Source organism: Bradyrhizobium sp. CCBAU 45384 (assembly GCF_028128665.1).
In the GTDB taxonomy this organism is placed as follows: domain Bacteria; phylum Pseudomonadota; class Alphaproteobacteria; order Rhizobiales; family Xanthobacteraceae; genus Bradyrhizobium; species Bradyrhizobium manausense.
On sequence record NZ_LBIZ01000101.1, the window covers coordinates 45,338 to 63,810 of the forward strand.

Annotated in this window: 22 protein-coding genes and 2 pseudogenes; 10 read left to right on the plus strand and 14 right to left on the minus strand. The window is 59.8% G+C overall.

Features of this window, described 5'->3' with window-relative positions; translation table 11 throughout:
- Positions 1-41 precede the first annotated feature (41 nt).
- Entirely contained in the window at positions 42-884 is an 843-nt protein-coding gene (locus XH80_RS12605) for a GNAT family N-acetyltransferase (protein ID WP_271598871.1), read from the plus strand.
- Between the two features lie 154 nt (positions 885-1,038).
- Complete coding sequence (locus XH80_RS12610) at positions 1,039-1,353, plus strand: hypothetical protein (protein ID WP_271598872.1); 315 nt, start codon at positions 1,039-1,041, stop codon at positions 1,351-1,353.
- Between the two features lie 25 nt (positions 1,354-1,378).
- Here XH80_RS12610 and XH80_RS12615 read toward each other — a convergent pair whose 3' ends face one another.
- Complete coding sequence (locus XH80_RS12615) at positions 1,379-1,831, minus strand: hypothetical protein (RefSeq protein WP_271598873.1); 453 nt, start codon at positions 1,829-1,831, stop codon at positions 1,379-1,381.
- A gap of 957 nt (positions 1,832-2,788) precedes the next feature.
- Here XH80_RS12615 and XH80_RS12620 point away from each other — a divergent pair.
- Together XH80_RS12620 and XH80_RS12625 are read left to right on the plus strand one after the other, a co-directional pair.
- Positions 2,789-4,570 carry an adenylate/guanylate cyclase domain-containing protein gene (locus XH80_RS12620; protein WP_271598874.1) on the plus strand — a complete coding sequence of 594 codons (1,782 nt, stop codon included), beginning with the start codon at positions 2,789-2,791 and terminating at the stop codon, positions 4,568-4,570.
- An 8-nt stretch (positions 4,571-4,578) separates the two neighbouring features.
- Entirely contained in the window at positions 4,579-6,357 is a 1,779-nt protein-coding gene (locus XH80_RS12625; RefSeq protein ID WP_271598875.1) for an adenylate/guanylate cyclase domain-containing protein, read from the plus strand.
- A gap of 238 nt (positions 6,358-6,595) precedes the next feature.
- Here XH80_RS12625 and XH80_RS12630 read toward each other — a convergent pair whose 3' ends face one another.
- Positions 6,596-6,778, minus strand: coding sequence for a hypothetical protein (locus tag XH80_RS12630; RefSeq protein WP_271598876.1), 183 nt, complete (start codon positions 6,776-6,778; stop codon positions 6,596-6,598).
- 188 nt (positions 6,779-6,966) lie between these two features.
- On the opposite strand from XH80_RS12630, the pseudogene XH80_RS12635 reads away from it, so the two are divergent.
- The 4 genes and pseudogenes from XH80_RS12635 to XH80_RS12650 all read left to right on the plus strand — a co-directional run bounded on the left by XH80_RS12635 (position 6,967) and on the right by XH80_RS12650 (position 9,413).
- A pseudogene (locus XH80_RS12635) lies at positions 6,967-7,175 on the plus strand (hypothetical protein).
- Positions 7,176-7,828: 653 nt separating this feature from the next.
- Positions 7,829-8,151: pseudogene (locus XH80_RS12640) on the plus strand (PilZ domain-containing protein).
- Between the two features lie 69 nt (positions 8,152-8,220).
- Positions 8,221-8,598 (plus strand): hypothetical protein, encoded by a 378-nt coding sequence (locus XH80_RS12645; protein WP_271598877.1) that lies wholly within the window; start codon positions 8,221-8,223, stop codon positions 8,596-8,598.
- A gap of 470 nt (positions 8,599-9,068) precedes the next feature.
- Complete coding sequence (locus tag XH80_RS12650; protein WP_271598878.1) at positions 9,069-9,413, plus strand: hypothetical protein; 345 nt, start codon at positions 9,069-9,071, stop codon at positions 9,411-9,413.
- Positions 9,414-9,477: 64 nt separating this feature from the next.
- Here the strand turns inward: XH80_RS12650 and XH80_RS12655 are convergent, their stop codons facing one another.
- A complete protein-coding gene (locus XH80_RS12655; RefSeq protein WP_271598879.1) occupies positions 9,478-9,744 on the minus strand; it encodes a hypothetical protein in 267 nt (88 codons plus the stop codon).
- A 363-nt stretch (positions 9,745-10,107) separates the two neighbouring features.
- On the opposite strand from XH80_RS12655, the gene XH80_RS12660 reads away from it, so the two are divergent.
- Together XH80_RS12660 and XH80_RS12665 are read left to right on the plus strand one after the other, a co-directional pair.
- Positions 10,108-10,314: a hypothetical protein gene (locus XH80_RS12660; RefSeq protein WP_271598880.1), complete on the plus strand. Its 207-nt coding sequence runs from the start codon at positions 10,108-10,110 to the stop codon at positions 10,312-10,314.
- Between the two features lie 76 nt (positions 10,315-10,390).
- Positions 10,391-10,978, plus strand: a complete 588-nt coding sequence (locus XH80_RS12665; protein ID WP_271598881.1) for an ATP-dependent DNA ligase — start codon at positions 10,391-10,393, stop codon at positions 10,976-10,978.
- A 126-nt stretch (positions 10,979-11,104) separates the two neighbouring features.
- On the opposite strand, the gene XH80_RS12670 is transcribed toward XH80_RS12665, so the two are convergent.
- The 11 genes from XH80_RS12670 to XH80_RS12720 form a co-directional block, all read right to left on the minus strand.
- Complete coding sequence (locus XH80_RS12670; protein WP_271598882.1) at positions 11,105-12,112, minus strand: PAS domain S-box protein; 1,008 nt, start codon at positions 12,110-12,112, stop codon at positions 11,105-11,107.
- Between the two features lie 157 nt (positions 12,113-12,269).
- On the minus strand, positions 12,270-12,404 hold the full coding sequence (locus tag XH80_RS12675; protein WP_271598883.1) for a hypothetical protein: 135 nt from the start codon (positions 12,402-12,404) through the stop codon (positions 12,270-12,272).
- Between the two features lie 187 nt (positions 12,405-12,591).
- Positions 12,592-12,822: a hypothetical protein gene (locus XH80_RS12680; RefSeq protein ID WP_271598884.1), complete on the minus strand. Its 231-nt coding sequence runs from the start codon at positions 12,820-12,822 to the stop codon at positions 12,592-12,594.
- On the minus strand, positions 12,819-13,154 hold the full coding sequence (locus tag XH80_RS12685; RefSeq protein WP_271598885.1) for a hypothetical protein: 336 nt from the start codon (positions 13,152-13,154) through the stop codon (positions 12,819-12,821). The genes XH80_RS12680 and XH80_RS12685 overlap by 4 nt, the downstream gene beginning before the upstream one ends.
- On the minus strand, positions 13,151-13,420 hold the full coding sequence (locus tag XH80_RS12690) for a hypothetical protein (RefSeq protein ID WP_271598886.1): 270 nt from the start codon (positions 13,418-13,420) through the stop codon (positions 13,151-13,153). Before XH80_RS12690 ends, XH80_RS12685 begins: the two co-directional genes overlap by 4 nt.
- A 48-nt stretch (positions 13,421-13,468) precedes the next feature.
- Positions 13,469-13,714, minus strand: a complete 246-nt coding sequence (locus XH80_RS12695) for a hypothetical protein (protein WP_271598887.1) — start codon at positions 13,712-13,714, stop codon at positions 13,469-13,471.
- A 286-nt stretch (positions 13,715-14,000) separates the two neighbouring features.
- On the minus strand, positions 14,001-14,186 hold the full coding sequence (locus XH80_RS12700) for a hypothetical protein (RefSeq protein ID WP_271598888.1): 186 nt from the start codon (positions 14,184-14,186) through the stop codon (positions 14,001-14,003).
- Between the two features lie 389 nt (positions 14,187-14,575).
- Positions 14,576-15,862, minus strand: a complete 1,287-nt coding sequence (locus XH80_RS12705; protein WP_271598889.1) for an AAA family ATPase — start codon at positions 15,860-15,862, stop codon at positions 14,576-14,578.
- Positions 15,863-15,865: 3 nt separating this feature from the next.
- Positions 15,866-16,600, minus strand: a complete 735-nt coding sequence (locus XH80_RS12710) for a hypothetical protein (RefSeq protein WP_271598890.1) — start codon at positions 16,598-16,600, stop codon at positions 15,866-15,868.
- Positions 16,601-16,868: 268 nt separating this feature from the next.
- Entirely contained in the window at positions 16,869-17,138 is a 270-nt protein-coding gene (locus XH80_RS12715; RefSeq protein ID WP_271598891.1) for a hypothetical protein, read from the minus strand.
- A 177-nt stretch (positions 17,139-17,315) separates the two neighbouring features.
- Entirely contained in the window at positions 17,316-18,464 is a 1,149-nt protein-coding gene (locus XH80_RS12720) for a tyrosine-type recombinase/integrase (RefSeq protein ID WP_271598892.1), read from the minus strand.
- Between the last annotated feature and the right edge of the window lie 9 nt (positions 18,465-18,473).

The window sequence follows — 18,473 nt, forward strand, 5'->3', positions numbered from 1 at the left end:
CCAGACTTGCTAATAAGCCCATCGTCACGAGGCACCACGACATGAGTGATTTGCAGATCCGCAATCTGCGCCCTGAGGAGATCTCCATCGCCATCGACTGGGCCGCGGCGGAAGGGTGGAATCCCGGCCTGCGAGACGCCGCCTGCTTCGCGATATCAGACGCAAAAGGCTTCTTCGTCGGCGAGATCGACGGCGAGCCGGTCGCGACCGTGTCCTGCGTCACTTATGACGAACGCTTCGCCTTCCTCGGCTTCTACATCGTGCGCGCAGGCTTTCGTGGCAGAGGCTACGGCCTACGTATCTGGAACGCCGCGATCGCGCATGCGGGCGCGCGGGTCATCGGGCTCGACGGCGTCGTGGCGCAGCAGGACAACTACAAGAAGTCAGGCTTCCAGTTCGCTTACGCCAATATGCGCTATGGCGGCATCGTTGCATCGCCGCCAAAGCCACCCGCCGAGATTGTTGCGCTCGATACGATCCCATTTGCGCTTGTACAAGCTGACGACGCCACCGTCTTCCCTGCCCCGCGCGCGGCGTTCTTGCGCGCCTGGATCGATACGCCAGGACACGTCGGCCGCGCACTGCTGCGCGACGGCAAGCTTGCCGCGTGGGGCGTGATCCGCCCCTGCCGGACCGGCCACAAGATCGGCCCGCTGGTAGCCGATGACCGTGCCGCGGCGGAAGCGGTTGCGCAGGCCTTGCTGGCGAGCCCCGGCTGCAACGAATTTGTGCTCGACATCCCCGCGATGAACCGCGATGCTGTTGCGCTTGCGGAATGCCTTGGGCTGAAGCCGACATTCGAAACGGCGCGAATGTACACTGGACCGATCCCGTCACTGCGGCTTGACCGCGTGTTCGGCGTAACCAGCTTTGAACTGGGCTAGTCCCGATCTTGATTTAGGCACGTGCCGTCCTGGAATTTGTAATCTGGTTCACGTCGCCGCTGTGGCGCAGCGTGTATGCGTGTTGCATCCGCCAATTTTGCCGCACGGCTCGAACGACATTTCTTGACCAGCGCTATTTCATCGAGAGGATTTCATGAGCGAAGCCAGAACCAAGATCCCCTCTTCCCAGCATACGGGCGATGACACGGAGCGCCTCGGCATCGCGGCCGCGTTGGTGCTTGCCGTTGTGGCGGCCCTCGGGCTTCACACGCTCGTCTCTGTGCCGACGATCCGGGAAGCCGCGCAGGCCGAGCTCGCGCGCGTCATTGCCGATGAGGATCGGGATATCTGCGGTCAGTTCGGGCTGCGCCCGGGAACGAACGCGTTTGTCGTCTGCAGCCGTGAGCTCGCCAATGTCAGGCGAAAACAGTCCGAGCGCGACCAGGCGGCCGCCGTAGGCATTTTGTAGCAAGCCGTGAAATGCGGCGCGCTGCTCAGTAGCAGCGCGTGATGTTGACCGTGTGCTCGGCACCACCGCGGCCCGGCACCGTCACCTGCTCCGTTGGGCAGCTCGACACATAGGGCCGGTCGGACGGCACGACGTTCGGCGGGAAGCGATGCGCCCAGTCCCAGGGAACGTCGTAGGTGTAGGTATAGCGAACATCGTTGGTGGCGGGCTGGTCGGCGTAAGCGAACGGCTCGCTGTAGCCGGCTCCGTCGCTGTAGAAAGCGCCGCCACCGGGCCAGTAAACCCAGGGATTGTTGAAGCGATGGCCGTGGCCATGGAACCGCGCGCCCGGCGCGATCGGCGGGCGCACTGCCGGCGCGGCGGTCACCATGCCGTGCGGCGCGGCGCCGCCCGGTCGTGCAAAGCTTTCGCTGGAGCTGAGAAGCAGCGCGGCTGCGCTGAACGAGGCGAACAAGGCCCCATATGATCTGGACATCATGATACGCACCACACTCGTTTGGCTTCGCGAGACTGCTCCCCATCGCAACGCTAGGCCGGTCCATCACCTGCCCGCAAACCTATAATTAATTATTGGTTAAGGCACGCGATTAATGGGACCCCGGTGGTCTCGTAGGGTGGATTAGACGACGGCTGCGCGAAGCGCAGTCGACGGCGTAATCCACCGCGTTTGTCACCGCGAAGAGGACAGTGGTGGATTACGCCTTCGGCTAATCCACCCTACGAAGGGGCGACAAGATCTTGCGTTGGCTGTCGGGCAAAACACCCAAAATGCCAGTCAATCCGCTCGCCTAAAAATATTCAACTTTACCGAAATTCGGAAATGGCGTATATGTCGAGGCAACCCGGCCCATGGAAGAGGGGCGTATCGCGATCGTCACGACGCGGGCCGGACGGCGGTGGGCGTGGGCCACATCGGCGCGATCGGGCTTTGCAGGGCGGGCAACCGTGAGCGAAGGCATCGCGCAAACGACCGGTGTGGTCCGCGTACGGCAAAATCGTGTGGTCCTGGCGCCCGGAGCCTGTGCGCCAAGGCTCGTGGTGATGCGTGTGACCCGACCGGGTCCTTGCATCAGTCATCTGCGAGACGACGGGGGCAATAGTGCATCGCTCCCCGGGGAGATCACGACATAAGCCGTCAAACCACTGCGCAGGGAGTGTCTGGCGGTGAAAACGTAAGTAAAATCAGTTCACTAATCGGGTTGTGTCCTCCATTGTGTCCCAATCCAATGTTCCTCAAAAATTTCCATGGGGTCGTCGCCTGCTCGGCTTGAGAGGCATCGGCCCCATCGCTTTCGGCCAAAGGCTGATACAAATCAGTCAGCAAGTGTCGCAAACAGCCTCGGCTCCTCCTACTGGTTGACGAACGCCGCCCCCCAGGCCGAGACTGCCCGCAGGCGACATCCATGCAGAGGTGATCGCCTGTCGCGGCTAGGCCATGGAGCGCGAGCAGCCAGCAAAGGTCGGACGCAGGTTGGCGGCTATTGTCGCCGCTGACGTGGCAGGCTATTCGCGCCTCATGGGGCTAGACGAGGTCGGCACCGCGCGCGCCCTCCACGAACACCGGGTAGCCATTGATGCCCTCGTGGCCAAGCGCGGGGGAAGGCTCGTGAAGTCCACAGGGGACGGCGTGCTCCTTGAGTTTCCTTCGGTGGTTGATGCGGTCGAGTGTGCGGTCGCGGTGCAGGCAGTGATGGCCCAGAGGAACGAAGGGATACCGCAGGACCAGCGGATGCTCTTTCGGATCGGGATCAACCTCGGCGACATCCTTATTGACGGCGATGATATTCTCGGAGACGGGGTCAACGTAGCCGCAAGGCTTGAGGGTATTGCTGAACCGGGTGGCATTTGTATCTCGTCTTCGGCCTACGACCAGGTCCGTGGCAAGGTCGAGATCGAGTTCGCTGATCTGGGCGAAAAAACCCTCAAGAACATCGCGCGTCCAGTGCGTTCCTACGCGGTTGGCCTGAACGCGAGCTACGCGGACCGGGTTGTCCCGCCTCCGTCTTCGGCTCCGCATTTGTCCATTGTAGTGCTGCCATTCGCGAACCTCGGCGGCGATCCCGAGCAAGAGTACTTCGTAGACGGTGTGACAGAGAGCCTGACTACGGACTTGTCGCGCATCAGTGGTGCGTTCGTGATTGCGCGCAACACCGCGTTCACGTTCAAAGGCAAGGCCGTGGACGTAAAGAAGCTCGGGCGTGAACTGAACGTCCGCTACGTGCTCGAAGGCTCAGTGCAGCGTGGTGGCAAGCGGCTCCGCGTGAACGTGCAGCTGATTGATGCCGAAACCGGCAAGCATCTCTGGGCTGAGCGTTTTGACAAGCCCATCGCTGACCTCTTCGACGTGCAGGACGAAATCGTGTCGAGGCTCGCCAACAGCCTTGATGCCGAACTCATCGCCGCTGAAGCCCGCCAGGCTGAGCGTTCATCACATCCAGACGCGATGGACCTGGTTTTCCAAGGGTCCAGTTGGCTCAACAAGGGGCTGACGCCCAACTGCACGGTACAAGCGCGTGGTTTCTTCGAGAAGGCCCTTGCGCTCGATCCCGAAAACATCGAGGCCATGGTCGGACTGGCGCGTGCCGACGCCCTTCTTGGAGGTGCCGTCATGACTGACGACTGGTCAGCGCGGCTCACCTCGGCCGAAGTGTTTCTCACCAAAGCGTTGACGCTCGCCCCAAACCACGCCCAGGCCCACGCGAATCTGGGTTTCGTGCAAATGTTCACGAAACGCGCTGCGCAGGCCATCACGGAATGCGAGCAGGCGTTGACGCTCGACCGGAATCTAGCCCGCGCTCATGGTCTCATCGGGCTTGCCAAGGTATTTCTCGGTCTGGGAGCAGAGACCGAAGCTCACATCAACGAAGCTTTCCGCCTCTCTCCTCGCGATACCTTTGCACACCGATGGATGTTAATGGTAGGCCTTGCCAAGGCGCAGCTTGGCGCCGACGCCGAAGCAGTCATCTGGATGCGCCGGAGCCTCGACGCAAACCGGAACTATTCCGCGACCCATTTCGATCTTGCCGCCGTACTCGCGCGGCTCGGCAGGCTGGACGAAGCGCGAGCTTGCGTGAATGCGGGGCTTGCGCTCGATCCACATTTCACCATACGCCGCTATCGCGATGTTACCTATTCGAACAGCGACAACCCGACTTACCGTGCTGGACGCGATCGCCTAATCGAAGGCATGCGGTTGGCCGGGGCGCCTGAAGGGTAGCGTCCGCCATGTCAGACCCCATGGCAGTCAGCCGTAAGCTCGTCGCAGTCTTTGCGGCGGACGTGGAGGGCTACAGTAGGCTCATGGGGGCCGATGAGGTCGGTACGCTCAAGGAGCTCACCGAGCGACGCACGATCCTCGACAAGCTCATTGGTGACCACAGGGGCCGCATAGCAAATACGGCGGGCGACAGTGTGCTTGCAGAGTTCGGGAGCGCTGTGGATGCGGTGCAGTGCGCAGTCGACGCTCAGGCAGCGCTGGCGAAAGCGAATGCGGGTATCCCCTCCGATAAGCAGATCAACTTCCGCATTGGGGTTCACATCGGTGACGTGATGTTGCGAGCAGGGGACCTCTTTGGGGACGGCGTCAACATTGCAGCACGACTGCAAACATTGGCGACACCTGGAGCCGTGTGCATCTCCGGGGCAACGTTTGACCAGGTTCGCAAGGTCATGCCGATGACCTTTGTGGAACTTGGTGCCCAACAGGTGAAGAACATCCAAGAGCCGATCAGGGCTTATCTGGTGGATGGAACGAAAGAGCTGCGAGAGGTTGCTGCTCGCATTCCTGACTTTGACAGCCTCCCACCGCTTCCCGACAAGCCTTCTATCGCCGTCCTGCCTTTTCAGAACATGTCAGACGACCCGGAGCAGGACCACTTCGCGGATGGAGTGGTAGAGGACATCATCACCGCGCTCTCGCGTTTCAAATGGTTGTTCGTGATTGCTCGCAATTCGAGTTTTGCGTTCAAGGGCAAAGCTGTTGATGTGAAGGATGTAGGGCGAAGGTTGGGTGTGCGATATGTCCTTGAGGGCTCCGTCCGGAAGGCCGCGAGCAAAGTCCGTATCACGTGCCAGCTCATAGACGCTCTCACGGGTGCGCATTTGTGGGCTGACCGTTTTGACGGCTCATTGGATAATTTTTTCGATCTGCAGGATCAAGTTGCCAGCGGGGTAGTCGGCGCAATTGACCCAAAGATACTTACGGCAGAGATGATGCGTGTCAAGCGCAAGACCCCCTCACACCTCAATGCTTATGATTGCTTCTTGCGGGCCTCCGACCACATCTACAGTTGGACGGACGAGAGTACTGAAGAGGCGCTCCGGCTCTTGTATCAGGCCATCGAGCTCGACAAGGAATATGCTCAAGCCTACGGGTTCGCGTCGTATTGTTATATTTGGCGCTGGACGGTGGGGCGAATGCGGGACGGCGACCTCGAAGAAGCGCGAAGACTTTCACGCGCGGCGATCCGGTTCGGAATGGATGATGGTTTTTCCCTCGCTTGGGGAGGCTCGACATTGGCCTTCTTTGCTTCCAACGGCGAGGAGCTAAAGGAAGGTGCATCCATTGTTGATAAAGCGCTGATGCTCAACCCAAATCTTGCGCGTTCATGGAACCTAAGCGGTTGGGTCAGGCTCTTCCTCGGAGAGCCCGATCTGGCAATAGCTCATCTCCAGCAAGCGATGCGACTGAGTCCACTCGATTTGGCCTTCCACGCGATGGAGGCCGCAATGGCGCACGCACATTTGTCAGCGGGACGTTATGATGAGGCCGTCGCTTGGGCCGAAAGAGCAATCCGTGATCAGCCGAACCAAGGCGATGCGCTCGCCGCGATGGTGGTTGCTCATGCGGGGGCGGGTCGCCTCGAAAAAGCGCGCGACGCAACGAGGCGATTGCTTCAGATCAGACCTCATAAGCGGATATCAAATTACTTCTTGCCGCACCAAACGGCCGAAGGGCGGGCCTTCATCGGCGATTTGCTACGAAAGGCGGGCCTGCCGGAATAATCCCCGCGTCGCTCGCTACCCTTGGGCGGTCGCCCTGAGAACCTCGGCGGCTATTGGCTTGAAGGTGGCAGCAGGGAGTAGCAGCAATCGACTTGCAGCAAGGCTGATTTGTTCTTTGTTTCAGTGCCTTCAATTGCCCTTCGTCTCCCCTAGGGACGCCATTTCTCAAAGAGATTGCCACCCAAGCACGCCCTCATCCACATTCAATGGCTCAGGCCCGATGCGAGCGTCTATGTCCCTAACACACCCGCTGGTGAGCAGGATGAACCTCACTCATCTGCCCCAATCTCAGCTCCAGCCGCTCATTCAGCAGCATTAGCGCTCGGAGCGCATCGCGCAGATCACCGTCGCAAGCGGCGACGATCTCCTCGACCGCCAGCTCGCATTGATCAAGATCAGAGTTGGTGCGTTGGCGTGGCATGCGAACAACATCCAAACAGAAATCTAAGTAGATGGTGCCACAGCACCACGTTTCTCCCTGCAATTCACAAGCGGCATATGTTGTTGCAGGGTTACAACCTGCGCGCCATCATAGGCGCCAAGCTGGTCGATTGAGGGTGACCCAAAGCGCATTTGAATTCTTAGTTCAATATTCACGGGGGGCGGAAAGTGTTTGATGTCTATCGCAACGGGACGCGTGACTTGCTCGTTCTAAGATTCCGCCGGCTTACTCCGGCGAAAGGTGGCGTAAGAGCAGAAAAAGAATTCGCAAAGTAAGCGACGAGATTAGGTCAGCCGTTCAGCGACAAGGGTACTACGTTCGTAGCTTCCGCGTCGCGAAGGAAGGTGCGATCCAAGTGAACGGGTCGGCGGCCTGATGCTCCCATCTGCAATGTCTAGAACATCGGCCGCGACCTCGGAACCCGGCAAACCATTGTTCGCCGAATTTCGATCCGTTCTCGATGCAACTTGTGTGCTAGGTTACTGGCTGCTCGCAACCTGTTAACTGTTTTTTAACCGCTTTGACCTTAAATTCTGAACAGGGACAGTCTACAGCCGGTCGGCGTGGCCATCCTTGCGGCGGCAAATGCTTGCCCGAGTGGGGATAGGAATCCCCTTGTGCGCGTATAGCTTGTCTTTTTTCATCATCGCTTTTGATCTTTCGTCACGACCAGCCGATCGGCATTAGAGATTTGCGACAGATGTCGTCAGTGATAAAATTTGAACGGCCATCCAAAGCAAAGACCGCGACGAGTCCCTCGTACTATGGACCACGCGATGTTTTGATGAACGTCCTCGCTTTATTGTCGCGGGTTCAAGCTCTCGGAATTCAAACAGTAGATGACGCTCGTCACGCGATCTTCCTTCTTGAGGTCGCGAATGGCTGCATCCGATTGATCGTCGGACAAACTAAGCTGAACGAGACAACCAGGACGACCTTACTCGCTCAGTCGGCGCGGATCGATCTGCTGATTGCAGAGACCCGCAGAGAGGCGACGTGTTTATTCGAACGAACTGATTTGAACGTGGATTGCAGAAGGCAGAGGACAATCGAAAGGCGCACCGCGTTCGATTTGAACACAAACACATCGTGAGCATCATGGGTGTTGATGGCACGTGGCGAAGAAGCTGCGTTCTCGTTGATGCCTCCGCAAGCGGCGCCAAGCTTGAGGTCGAGGGCTCAACGGACCCCCTGAAGGCACAGGAATTCTTCCTAGTTCTGTCGTCAACTGGACTGGCATTTCGGCGCTGCGAGCTGGTTTGGTGGACGGGTCCCACGTCGGAGTTCAATTCGTGACAGCAAAGACGAAGGCCAAGGCGAGCCCACAGAAACGTCTTGTCGGCTCACAATGAGACGGGTTCGGAGTCGCCAAATGACCCGCTCAGCAGGATGACAGGCTTGTTGTCGGCAGTCGCTTCAAGATGAGCGAGCTGGGGATCGTTCAGTTTCCAAACTTGGCCGACAAGACCGGTACCCATTGTCGAAATCAGTACTCGCACCCCCGGCGTGACGGTGCTGTTCGACGGCGCGGTCAGACCGACCGTCTTAGACCGAAGCTACATATCTCCGCTCTCCAAGTGACGATCTTTATCGGACCGAGAAGCTTCTCCGGCTTTTTGCAGGTCGCGCTCACCATGAAAACGCCGAAGCCAAAGCAATGGGCCGAGCAGGAAATCCGACGATTGGTCAGGCTCGCCCGGCAGGGAGTTGGCACATCGAGGATAGCCGCCGAACTCGGCCGCCACGCGGGATCGGTGAGGCGCATGGCGCGAACGTTGGGACTGCTGTTGCAGAAGTAGTCCCCAGCGATCTTGAGCGCAGCGAGGCTGAACTACAGCCCAAAGCCTCGGCCAACATCCCGTATCTCCGGCTCCTACTGCCGCCGAGAACGGTGCCTGCTTTAGCACTGGTCGATTATCCCGAAAATCTACGGTCCGGGACACTGTCCTAAAATTCTTTACGCGAACGTGCCTTACCGAACAGACCAAACTAACCAGCAACGTAGGATTTCAGACCGGCGACAGGCTCGGGCCGCCGCTTTGAGTGCACTAGCCCCCCGCCCCAATCAAGACTTCCGTTCTTCCCATGACTGGGGGCGGGGTTTCTTTCGTCGGGGGGCACCGCACTTACTGCAAAAGAACAGCAGTGCGTGCGAACAGAATTGGCGCCGCCGCTAGTGAACAGGTTCACATGTTGGGTCGCTGAATTAAAACTAAGGTGACTACGGAATTCGTGGTGGAATTATCTCTAATCCGAGTGGGGTATCATCATGAAAAATCTGATCTTGATCGCAACTGCCATTGCCTCCATTGCCGGTGCAACGTCACATCAAGCTAATGCATGCACGTTGCGCCTTCCGACCTTTGAAGTAACGGGCTTTCCGATCTCGCGGCACCAAGTAGCAGTGCTGGGAGCCGAACAAGTTGAGGAGAGTTCGGTTACGCCAAAGCTAACCTTGGCCGGGATGCCCGCTTCTCCCCATCAGATAGCGGTTATGACGCCGCACCAAAAACCTCGAATAGTCGAGGCATCGGCGGATACTAGCCAACTCACCATCGGTCTAGCGAGGCCCAGCGCGCCGAAGAGCAACGGAGGTGTGTGTGTCTCTGACTGATTGATCATCCATCGCGCTACCTTGCGCTACCCGCCTTCGGGCGGGTTTTCTTTTGCATCGCGGCTCAATGCGACGCGCAATGGGGACAATTGCCGTCTGCGGCTTCACTGAGCTGCCGACCGATCTCACGCCGAAGAGCCTCCGGCTCCCAGTTGGTGCCATCGCTCTTGATGACCCTCTTGGCGCGCTCGAACGCATGGCTCTCGGCTGCATCATCACAAATGCGGATGGTTACATCAGAATGGAAGGGGCAGACCGCAACAGCACGCGTTGTCTCTAGCGCATAGCGCACGGTCGCGCTGAGATCGTCGGCGTAATCTCTGGTGAACATGTCGAGCCTCCTGTCGCACTTGCATGACGGGACCTTGCAAGCCATGGCGACGCGGATAAGCAGTAAGGCGAGGCCCGGTGTGCCTAGGAGCCATAACCTCAGCAGCCCGACAAGAGGTTGTTCGGCTACGTGAGCAGCCTAGCCAGAGTAAACCAACTCGTTTTGATATTGCGCAAAGTCGCCTCGGACCAGCCGGCCACTCGCGGGGCTGGAGCCGAATGGGCCGGCGGTCCGATGGGCCGGCGCACACGGCAGACGCGCGCCGTGCATCACTAGGCTAATCCCAATCAGGCACCCCCTCTGTTCACTTGTGACCCAAACTCGTTCTTTGTAATGTTCCTACAAGGGAACATAGGGGCCCAGATGAAGGACATGCAGGCTCAGCTAGAGAAGCTACAGCGGGACGCTGCGGAGTGCGCTCTTATCCGGGACCTAGCGACCGATCCGAAAAAGCGTGAGTTATTTACCAGATTGGCTGAGCATCTTACCGTGCTCGCCTCGGAGGTTGAGCGGGCGATCATTGAGAGCGTCGAAAGCGAAATCGCTCCTGATCTGCCGCCAAGGCCGTAGCTCTGGCCGCCAGGCTGTTGGATGGTGCGCCCAGGCCCATCTCGCAATCGGGTCCGCGCATGCCTATTTTTCCCGAATGCGTTCATTTGAGTTTTGTCTGCCGACGAGAGGCCTTACGGTCCCGGACGGCTCGGATTGGCTTCATGAAGTAAAGTATGATGGGTATCGCCTCCGCTTGGAGCGCGATGGCGACCGCGTGCGCCTGATCACGCGTGGCGGCTACAATTGGGCCAGCCGCTATCCCTGGATCGTCGAGGCGGCCCGCAGGGTCCGTCAAAAGCAGTTCATTCTCGACGGCGAAGCGGTCGTGCTCGGCGTCGATGGCATCTCCGATTTCGACGCGCTGCACTCCCGCAAGCACGATCACGAAGTGCAGTTCTGCGCCTTTGATATTCTCGCCGAAGGCAGCGACGACCTCCGCATGCTCCCCTTGTCGATGCGCAAGGCGAACTTGGAGCGCTTGCTCGCGCGGCGTCCTGAAGGCGTTTTCGTCAATCCCTTCGAGCGTGGCGAGCTTGGGCCTGATCTGTTTCGCGCTGCCTGCAAGCTAGGACTTGAAGGGTTGGTATCGAAGCGGCGGGACCGTCCTTATGAGGGCGGCAGGACCAAGCACTGGATCAAGGTGAAGAACCGGCAGCATCCGGCGATGGAGCGCGAGCTGTGAGCAGAGCGGCAGGTCCGATCTGCAGCTAACAGCGGACCTTAACGGCCGATTGGACCACTTCGCCTTAGGGGCCATGTGCAGAAGTAGCCACCCTGACAGAGCAACGAAGCCAGTTCGATTGGGATTTCACGTCGGAACGGTGATTTCGCAATCAAGCCCTTCCGCGCGCCAGTCAAAAAGCACTTTGCCGCCAAGTGGATTGATCGTTCCTTCGATGAGGCGACTACCAAAGCCCTTGCGTTGTGGCGTAGTTACCCTCGGACCGCCCAATTCGGCCCAACGGAGCGTCAGTTGTCGATCTTCGCTGCGTGACCACGTCAACCTAACATGGCCTTTCGCGTTAGATAGCGCTCCATACTTGGAAGCATTGGTTGCCAACTCATGCAAAACCACAGCAATCGCTTGCGCAGCGGTAGGTTCTAACACGGTTTGCAGACCGTCCATCCGAACCCGCGTGCCGTGTTCATCGAGATAAGGGGCGAGTTCCTGCTTGGCGATCGCCGAGACTTCAGCGCCGATCCACCGCGTTTCAACAAACAGCGAGTGAACATTTGCCATCGCTTGGATGCGCCCGCTGATCACTTCCTTGAGGCTCTCGGAAGTGTCGGACTGAGAAAGATTGATGATTGCCTGTACGTTCGAGAGGATGTTCTTGCTTCGGTGCTCCGCCTCGCGAGCCAGAATGCCAATCTGCTCCTGAGCCCGCTTCTGCGGGGTAATATCCCTGGCAATCTTCGATGCGCCAACGATGTTGCCGTGGGCATCTTTGACGGGAGAAACGGTCAGCGAAACGACGATTGAGCTACCATCCCTACGTCGCCGAACAGTCTCAAAATGGTCGATCCGTTCACCACGTCGGATGCGCGTTAAAATCTCACGTTCTTCGCTTAGTCGGTCCTCCGGGATCACAAGTGTAATGGGGTGACCGATCGCCTCGGGGGCCGAGTAGCCGAAGATGCGCTCGGCCGCCTTGTTCCAGCTTGTGATAATGCCGTCTAGATTCTTGCTAACGATCGCGTCGTCGCTGGACTCAACTATGGAGGCCAGCAAATTGGCCAGGCGCTCGGCACGTTCCAGAGCCGGCTCGCTGACGAGAGGCCTGCGTTGAAGTCGCGGCTCGTCTTTGGGTGCCAAATGGGAATCCCCTGAAATGCGGATGCTGCACTGCCGTTGGTGCCCTATCATAGCACACCAAAAAGGCCGAAAGGTCTCTGTTGGGTCAAAACGCGAAGAACTCAGATTGAGCAAATCTGGTCCGCTCTGGCTCGACGAGCGGACTACCGACCCGGCCTTAGTTCAACTTACGCCGGAGCTTCTGGATGATCTCCCGCAGCTCGGCGGCATACTCCTCGATGATGCGCCGCGCCTCGTTCAGCCGTGATGGCTTGGCTTCCTTACCCTCGGTCTGCTTGTCAGGTTCGGGCATGGCCCGATGGTCCGGCATGGAGCTGTGCGCTGCTTGAGATAGATCAAGGAAGGTGCCTCACATTCCTCGGCAAGAGCCACGGCATCAGTAACGCCGCGCATGTGAATACGCCGCGCATGTGAATTCGATCATCCTTTTGGCATTCGGTGCTTTTGCTGCCGTTCCTGACGGCGTGCGAGGGATGCATCTAGTGTCGTTCCGTCGATTGCGCCCTCGTCGCACCGAACGCGCGGATGGCGACTTCCTGCGTTGCCCACATGCGCCACTCTTCGAGATCACCGGCATAGCGCAGCATCGATTCGCGAAATGCCGCATCATCGACGCTCATGCCTTTGTCGAGCAGCAGGTAATTTCCATGCTTGACCAATGCCTCGTTCCGACGATCGATAAACAATTGCCGTGCCTCTTCGAACGTCATTTCGAACCTCCGCGCTTCACTGCCAGTTTCCAAAATCCGCCTTCACCCGGCCGAACGCCGGTGGTTTCCGTGCCGGTATGCCAAATCGAACCCCCATGCGTGACGAAGGTCCCCGCCGGATAAGTCCGCGCGGCATCCCAGATGCCCAGGTAGCGGAGTGTCGGGCGCGACTCGAGTTCCTTGATCCGCTCTTTCAGCGGCGTGATTGCTGCCAGCACGAAATCACCGATCACCGGTGCCAGCGATTTGACGAAGCCTTCGATCTCGGCTCGCCGCTGGGGCGAAACCTTCGCTTCGATCGCACGGCGCTCTTCGGGACTTGGGAGGTTCATGGCATGCCCTTCGTGTCTGCCGGCTTGCCATGCCGCCTTTCGTAGGCAAGCTGCAACCGCGCCTGTTCTCGAACCAGTATGCGCGCAGCCAAAACGTTATCGGGCCTGTCGCGATTCCACATCAGTTGGTTGATGCGCTTTTCCAGCCGAGCAATCGGAATCAGATCGTCGATTTCGGGCGAGAGCCGAACCACCCGTGACCCTGCCTTTATTGCGGCGATCCGCCGCCCATATTCCAGATCGCTCGCTGACAACCTGACGACCACGTGCCCCTCAACCTAGTTTGTTGATCTCGTCAATAGCAGATCGCGATCTCAAGCTTCGTTACGCCGTAACTTACGACGCAGTTTCTGCAGTGTCCGTTTCAAAGCTTGCGCGAGCGCGCGTGCATCCTGTTCATCCCATTCCGCCAATGTGCCCTGGTCGCGAAGCCAATCCACGTCGTCGCCGTCCAGATCAATGGCAACTCGCACAGCACCGATCGCCTGGCGCGCGCGGTATTCCCGCATGCGCTGGGCGGCGGCCGTCGGTGCAAGGTGCGCCTTCGCCTTGTTTTTCACGGCGGACCTCCTGAGCTAAATGCCGTCAAGACGGGCAACCCCCCTCTAGGAATTTGATCCCATCGCACATGAACCAGCCCGCGCGGTCAACGGTCCCGTCGCCTTGGATTCCGACAAGCCCCCCGGACCGGGTTACTGGATAAAGCCCTGCTTCTTGCGCTCGCGCTGGGCGCGCTGGCGTTCGGCCGGAGTGCGAGCCGATCCAACGGCGTCGATCATCATGATGTGACTTCCTCCACGGGTTCGTTGATCTCGCGCCGGGCCATCACCTTGGCTGTTGGCCCTGTCATGTCGGCGTCGAGCCGACGGCGCGCGGGTCGCGCCTCGACAGCTTGGCCGTCAGATGGGCCAGAATTGACTCAGGAATGGCCTTTGCTGTTTTGGCTGGGTGAGACAAGTGCGCTGCGCCGGGCCTATGGGCGAGCCGCTGTGCGAAGCCGTCGAAGTACTTTTCGAGATCGGCGGGAGCCATCGTGTAGGTCTGCGTGGTCTGTATTCCCTTCAAGTCAGCCGTGGCATGGCCCGCCCCGATTGGTTAGCTAACGGCGCGTTCGACCCCGCGCCCTGTGATGTTGTTGTTGATGTCCGACGCCCCCGAGCCCTGGGCGGTGGGAGCCAGCGCGGAGCTTCCAGCTCCCGCTGGTGGCTTCCACCAGCCGGGGGGTTATAGGGGGGAGGGGTGGAAGGGTTGGTGGAAGCCGGTGAAAGATGATGGAAGCCCGGTGGAAGGGGTTGCTGGAAGCCGAGCGGTGGAAGGTGGTGGAAGTCTGGTGGAAGGGTTGGTGGAAGTGGCCTCGTCAACCTCGTCATTGGCGAGGTGCGGATCGCTCCGCACCTGTGCCAGATGACATAGTTGCGAATTCACACCGCCACCAATCGCGAGCGCAGCTTCGACGGCGGGCCTTCGGTGACGACCTGGATTTTGCCGCTGGCGAACAGTCGCTTCATGGCATCCGCAAGCATGTCCTTGCTGAGCTTGAACGCCTTTGCTTCCTGCTCGCCGGCGAAGGATGCTGGCGCATAGGTGGTGCCTTTCTTGTCGCTGACGTTGCGACCTTCCCGCGTGAAGCGGCTGAGCAACGTCAGAAACACCAGCTCGGCGCGCTGCTCGGCGATCTGTGGGTCGAGCGAGCCGCCGCGCGGCTCGGGAATGAAGACGCCATTCTTGTAACGCAACAGCATGCTGTCGCCGAGCGGACCGTACTGGTTCTTCTTGAATTCCAGCACGCGCAGGTCCCGATCGATCGCACCACCCTCGTCCTGGGTGGCGGCACGCAGGTACATGCGGCCACGGACCTTGCCGTGCCACGCTGTCGATCCGCTCAGGCCGGTGCCGCTGTTGCTGCCGGCCTGCGACGGATGGCTGTTGATGATCACGGCGCAGTTGGCCTGCATCGCCAGCTTGCGCATCAGACCGGTGAATGCAGACACCTGCACGCGGTCGTTCTCGTTACCGCCGAACACGTCGGACAAGGTGTCGACCGCGACGATGGCCGGCCGAATGTCACACGCCTGTTCGAGCAAGCGGTCATAGCGCAGTGTCGGCTCGATGTTGCCGTTGCGATCGAACCGCGCCAGCGTCATGTCCTCGCCCGCATAGGACGAGGCATAGAACCCGTTGTTGATCAGTTCTGAGAACGGTTCGTCATAGTACTCTGCAATCGCGTCAAGCCGGCGATGCAGCTCATCTTCCTCGTCCTCCGCGCCGAGGTAGATGACAGGTCCCGGCTCCGGCACGCTGCCGATCCAGTCGCGCGCGAGGACGGTCGAGCACAGCAATTGCAACAGCAGGATCGTCTTGCCTGTGCCGCCATCACCCGAGAACAGCGTCACTTGTCGCTGCGGAATGCGGTTGAGCACCGCCCATTCGCGGCGCGGCGGCGGCTCGTCGTCCCAATCACGCATGTCCATGAACTTGATCGGCTGCGACGCGGCGACCGCTGCCGCATTGCTTGGGTCGGGGATCCGGGTTTCGTTTCGGGCCTTCGCGATCAGGCCGTCGATCATCCGCTGCATGAAGTGGTCACGTGCGAGACCCGCCTTCGCGATCCGCTCTCTGATTTCGTCGTCGGTCTGGTGGAGGCGCATCGCGCGCTTGATCAACTCCAGCAACTCGTCGGGATCGGGCTTCTTAAAACCGCCGTGCATTAGTCAGTGCTCCTCGTTCTGTTCGGTATCACCATCGATGCCATGTTCCTTGGCCCATTCCGCCCAGAAGGGATGCGGTTCGGGCAAAGGCTCGACTGCAAACGGATCATCCTCGTCGATGGCGTTGGCGATGCTCACATCATCGCCATTGATGTGAGGACCAAGCGGGATGCCGTGTTCTGCCGCCTGCTGTAGCAGCCACTCACGATCAATCTCGGGCTCCGGCTCGGGCGCCTGGATGCGCGTCGCCGTCACATGATCGCGGGCGATGAACCAGCCACGCTCCGCCATGCGGGCAGCAACGTCATCGAAGTGAACGCCGATGAAGACATTGTGCGACCCCTCGCCAGTGGGGACGCAGACGAAGCCCAGCTCAAGCGCCGCAATGATCGCAGCGCCCGTGCTGACATATGCAGTGCCCTGGCCGCGAGCCACAAGCTCGCGGCCGCCCCAATTCTCTGCCCAATGCTTGAGGTCGCACGACACGGGCGACCGCAAATTGCGCGCCCAACGGGTGGGGCGGCATCCGGCAAGCAGTTCCTTGACGATCTCGACCTGAAGACGGCTCACCGGCTGGCGCTCGGCCTCCGGCACCCGCCTGATACGTGAACCCACGCGACGATGGCCGCCGTTCAGACCATTCGCGCAGATGGTGAAGCCGCCAATTTCGGTCGGCCCCTCTGCCCCCTTCTCATTGGACGTTTCGGCCTCGGCCGGCGGAGACTGAACGGCACTCATCGCGCGCCCTCCCATGCCAGGGCCGCGATGACGACGGCGGTTTCGTATGCCAGGCCAAACCGTGAAACGAGCCGGCGCGCTTGAATGGTCGGGGTGGTTTCGGTAGAATCGCTGCTGCTGTAACTATCGTCGGACTTGCGATTGGCCCTGCCGTTTGCCGCGGCGGGGCTTCGCATTTCGGGATTGGGCGGGTGCATTATGCGACCTCCAGCATTCCTTTGATGAGATGATGGGAGAGGCGGGCCTGGGGCGGCCGCTTCCTCTGTGGCTAGGCGATGGCCTGGGACGCGTTTTCACGCGCTCGGCGCCAATCGTCGGCCGCTTCGATGCTGATCATCACCTTGCGGCCGACGCGCATTTCGCGCGGGCCACCGCCGGCGGCGCGGAGCTTGAAATACATTGCTTCCGAAAGCGGATACGCCTTGCAAAACTCACGGATCGTTAAGGCGGCGCGACGCACTTCAGCATCAGGAGCGTTGGTGCGGGTCGCTTTTGCGGCGGCTTTCTTGCGTGAGTTATCGTGCTTCTTCACTGCCATTTCTTCCTCTGTGGTTGGGTCGATGGCAGTGAAGGATAGTGGGCTTGATCCCCACTAACTCATTTTCAGTGGCGGTCTAAGTTGTTGATCTTGTTCAGCTTGGGTCTGAATCGGCCGACTGCGAGCGAACACATAGCGAACATTGTTCTCAATCTGTTCCGCGTGCCCTCAGGCGCCCTAACGTGCCAGAGCGACAACGTTGTCTGCAGTTGCTGGCTCATCCTGCAGCAGCGCCTTGCGAGAGATGTCGTCGGAGTACTCCGTGATGTACTTCGAGTAGGTCCGTTCGATCATCCCGACGGATGTGTTATGCAGTGACGCAACCACTCTGATGGGGATGTTCATCAGCAGCGAGCGAACGATGCTTGAATGCCGGAGTGCATAGATCGTCACGGCGTCGGGATCGAGACCGATCGCAGTCACGACCTTGTCGATCTGACGATGATAGGTCTGGCCGGGATTGTCGCCCCAAGGTGAGCCGTCGCTCTGCAACAGCAGCGGAGCATCGTCGGCACGGCCCTTCGCTGCCTCTCTCAGCTTTGCCGCGAGCTGCGCCGTCATCGGCACGGAATAGCGCTCGTTTCGCTTCTTGGCGCGATTGCGGCCGCCACCCTTTGCAGACTTCGGCATCGACAGTTTCGGCCGGACCGGATGAGCATCCAAGTCGGCGACACGCAAGCGAACGGCTTGGCTCGGCCGCGCGCCAGTGATCGCCAACGTATCGACCAGGAGGCCAAGTTTGTCATTGAGCGCGTACGCGTGCGCGACGAATTCCCGTACCTTCTGATCAGAGAGGACCACGTTGCGAGCTTCCTGTGCATCGGGCAGGCCCGCGAGCCCAACGTCCCATGATCGCTTGTTCTTAACCCGCTGATCATGCCGTGCGGCCAACTCCAGCGCGGCACAGAGGCAACCCGCGAGCCTGTTGATGGTGGACGGCGCCATCTTGGTCAGGAGACCATCGCGCCACTTCTGCAGTTCCGTCGAGGTGAGCAGGGCGACGGGCTTGGCAAGCAGCACCTTGGTGAGATGGTTGCGGGGCCATTGTGCGTTGTAGGGATTGGAGGCACGTGCCTTTAGATCGGCTTCGTACGCGGTAAGTGCGGCGTCAACAGTGGCCGGCGCGCTATCGCTGGTGCCGCTGCCGCCTCGCGCCAGTCGCTTTGCGGCGTCCTGCGCTTGGAAGAAGTCGAGCACGTCATTGCCGTTGCTGTCATCGTAATCGTCCGCGAACCCAACGGCCTTGGTCCAGTAAGTGCCGTGACCGTTGCTCGCTTTCACCACCCACGTGCCATGCGTGCGATTGCGTCGATAGAGCAGCGACACGCCGCGAGC

Bases quoted from the DNA above. Each gene is read 5' to 3' on its own strand.
- XH80_RS12605 (WP_271598871.1), top strand. From the start codon at position 42: ATGAGTGATTTGCAGATCCGCAATCTGCGCCCTGAGGAGATCTCCATC.
- XH80_RS12610 (WP_271598872.1), top strand. From the start codon at position 1,039: ATGAGCGAAGCCAGAACCAAGATCCCCTCTTCCCAGCATACGGGCGAT.
- XH80_RS12615 (WP_271598873.1), bottom strand. From the start codon at position 1,831: ATGATGTCCAGATCATATGGGGCCTTGTTCGCCTCGTTCAGCGCAGCC.
- XH80_RS12620 (WP_271598874.1), top strand. From the start codon at position 2,789: ATGGAGCGCGAGCAGCCAGCAAAGGTCGGACGCAGGTTGGCGGCTATT.
- XH80_RS12625 (WP_271598875.1), top strand. From the start codon at position 4,579: ATGTCAGACCCCATGGCAGTCAGCCGTAAGCTCGTCGCAGTCTTTGCG.
- XH80_RS12630 (WP_271598876.1), bottom strand. From the start codon at position 6,778: ATGCCACGCCAACGCACCAACTCTGATCTTGATCAATGCGAGCTGGCG.
- XH80_RS12645 (WP_271598877.1), top strand. From the start codon at position 8,221: ATGAGCGAGCTGGGGATCGTTCAGTTTCCAAACTTGGCCGACAAGACC.
- XH80_RS12650 (WP_271598878.1), top strand. From the start codon at position 9,069: ATGAAAAATCTGATCTTGATCGCAACTGCCATTGCCTCCATTGCCGGT.
- XH80_RS12655 (WP_271598879.1), bottom strand. From the start codon at position 9,744: ATGTTCACCAGAGATTACGCCGACGATCTCAGCGCGACCGTGCGCTAT.
- XH80_RS12660 (WP_271598880.1), top strand. From the start codon at position 10,108: ATGAAGGACATGCAGGCTCAGCTAGAGAAGCTACAGCGGGACGCTGCG.
- XH80_RS12665 (WP_271598881.1), top strand. From the start codon at position 10,391: ATGCGTTCATTTGAGTTTTGTCTGCCGACGAGAGGCCTTACGGTCCCG.
- XH80_RS12675 (WP_271598883.1), bottom strand. From the start codon at position 12,404: ATGCCCGAACCTGACAAGCAGACCGAGGGTAAGGAAGCCAAGCCATCA.
- XH80_RS12680 (WP_271598884.1), bottom strand. From the start codon at position 12,822: ATGACGTTCGAAGAGGCACGGCAATTGTTTATCGATCGTCGGAACGAG.
- XH80_RS12685 (WP_271598885.1), bottom strand. From the start codon at position 13,154: ATGAACCTCCCAAGTCCCGAAGAGCGCCGTGCGATCGAAGCGAAGGTT.
- XH80_RS12700 (WP_271598888.1), bottom strand. From the start codon at position 14,186: ATGGCTCCCGCCGATCTCGAAAAGTACTTCGACGGCTTCGCACAGCGG.
- XH80_RS12705 (WP_271598889.1), bottom strand. From the start codon at position 15,862: ATGCACGGCGGTTTTAAGAAGCCCGATCCCGACGAGTTGCTGGAGTTG.
- XH80_RS12710 (WP_271598890.1), bottom strand. From the start codon at position 16,600: ATGAGTGCCGTTCAGTCTCCGCCGGCCGAGGCCGAAACGTCCAATGAG.
- XH80_RS12715 (WP_271598891.1), bottom strand. From the start codon at position 17,138: ATGGCAGTGAAGAAGCACGATAACTCACGCAAGAAAGCCGCCGCAAAA.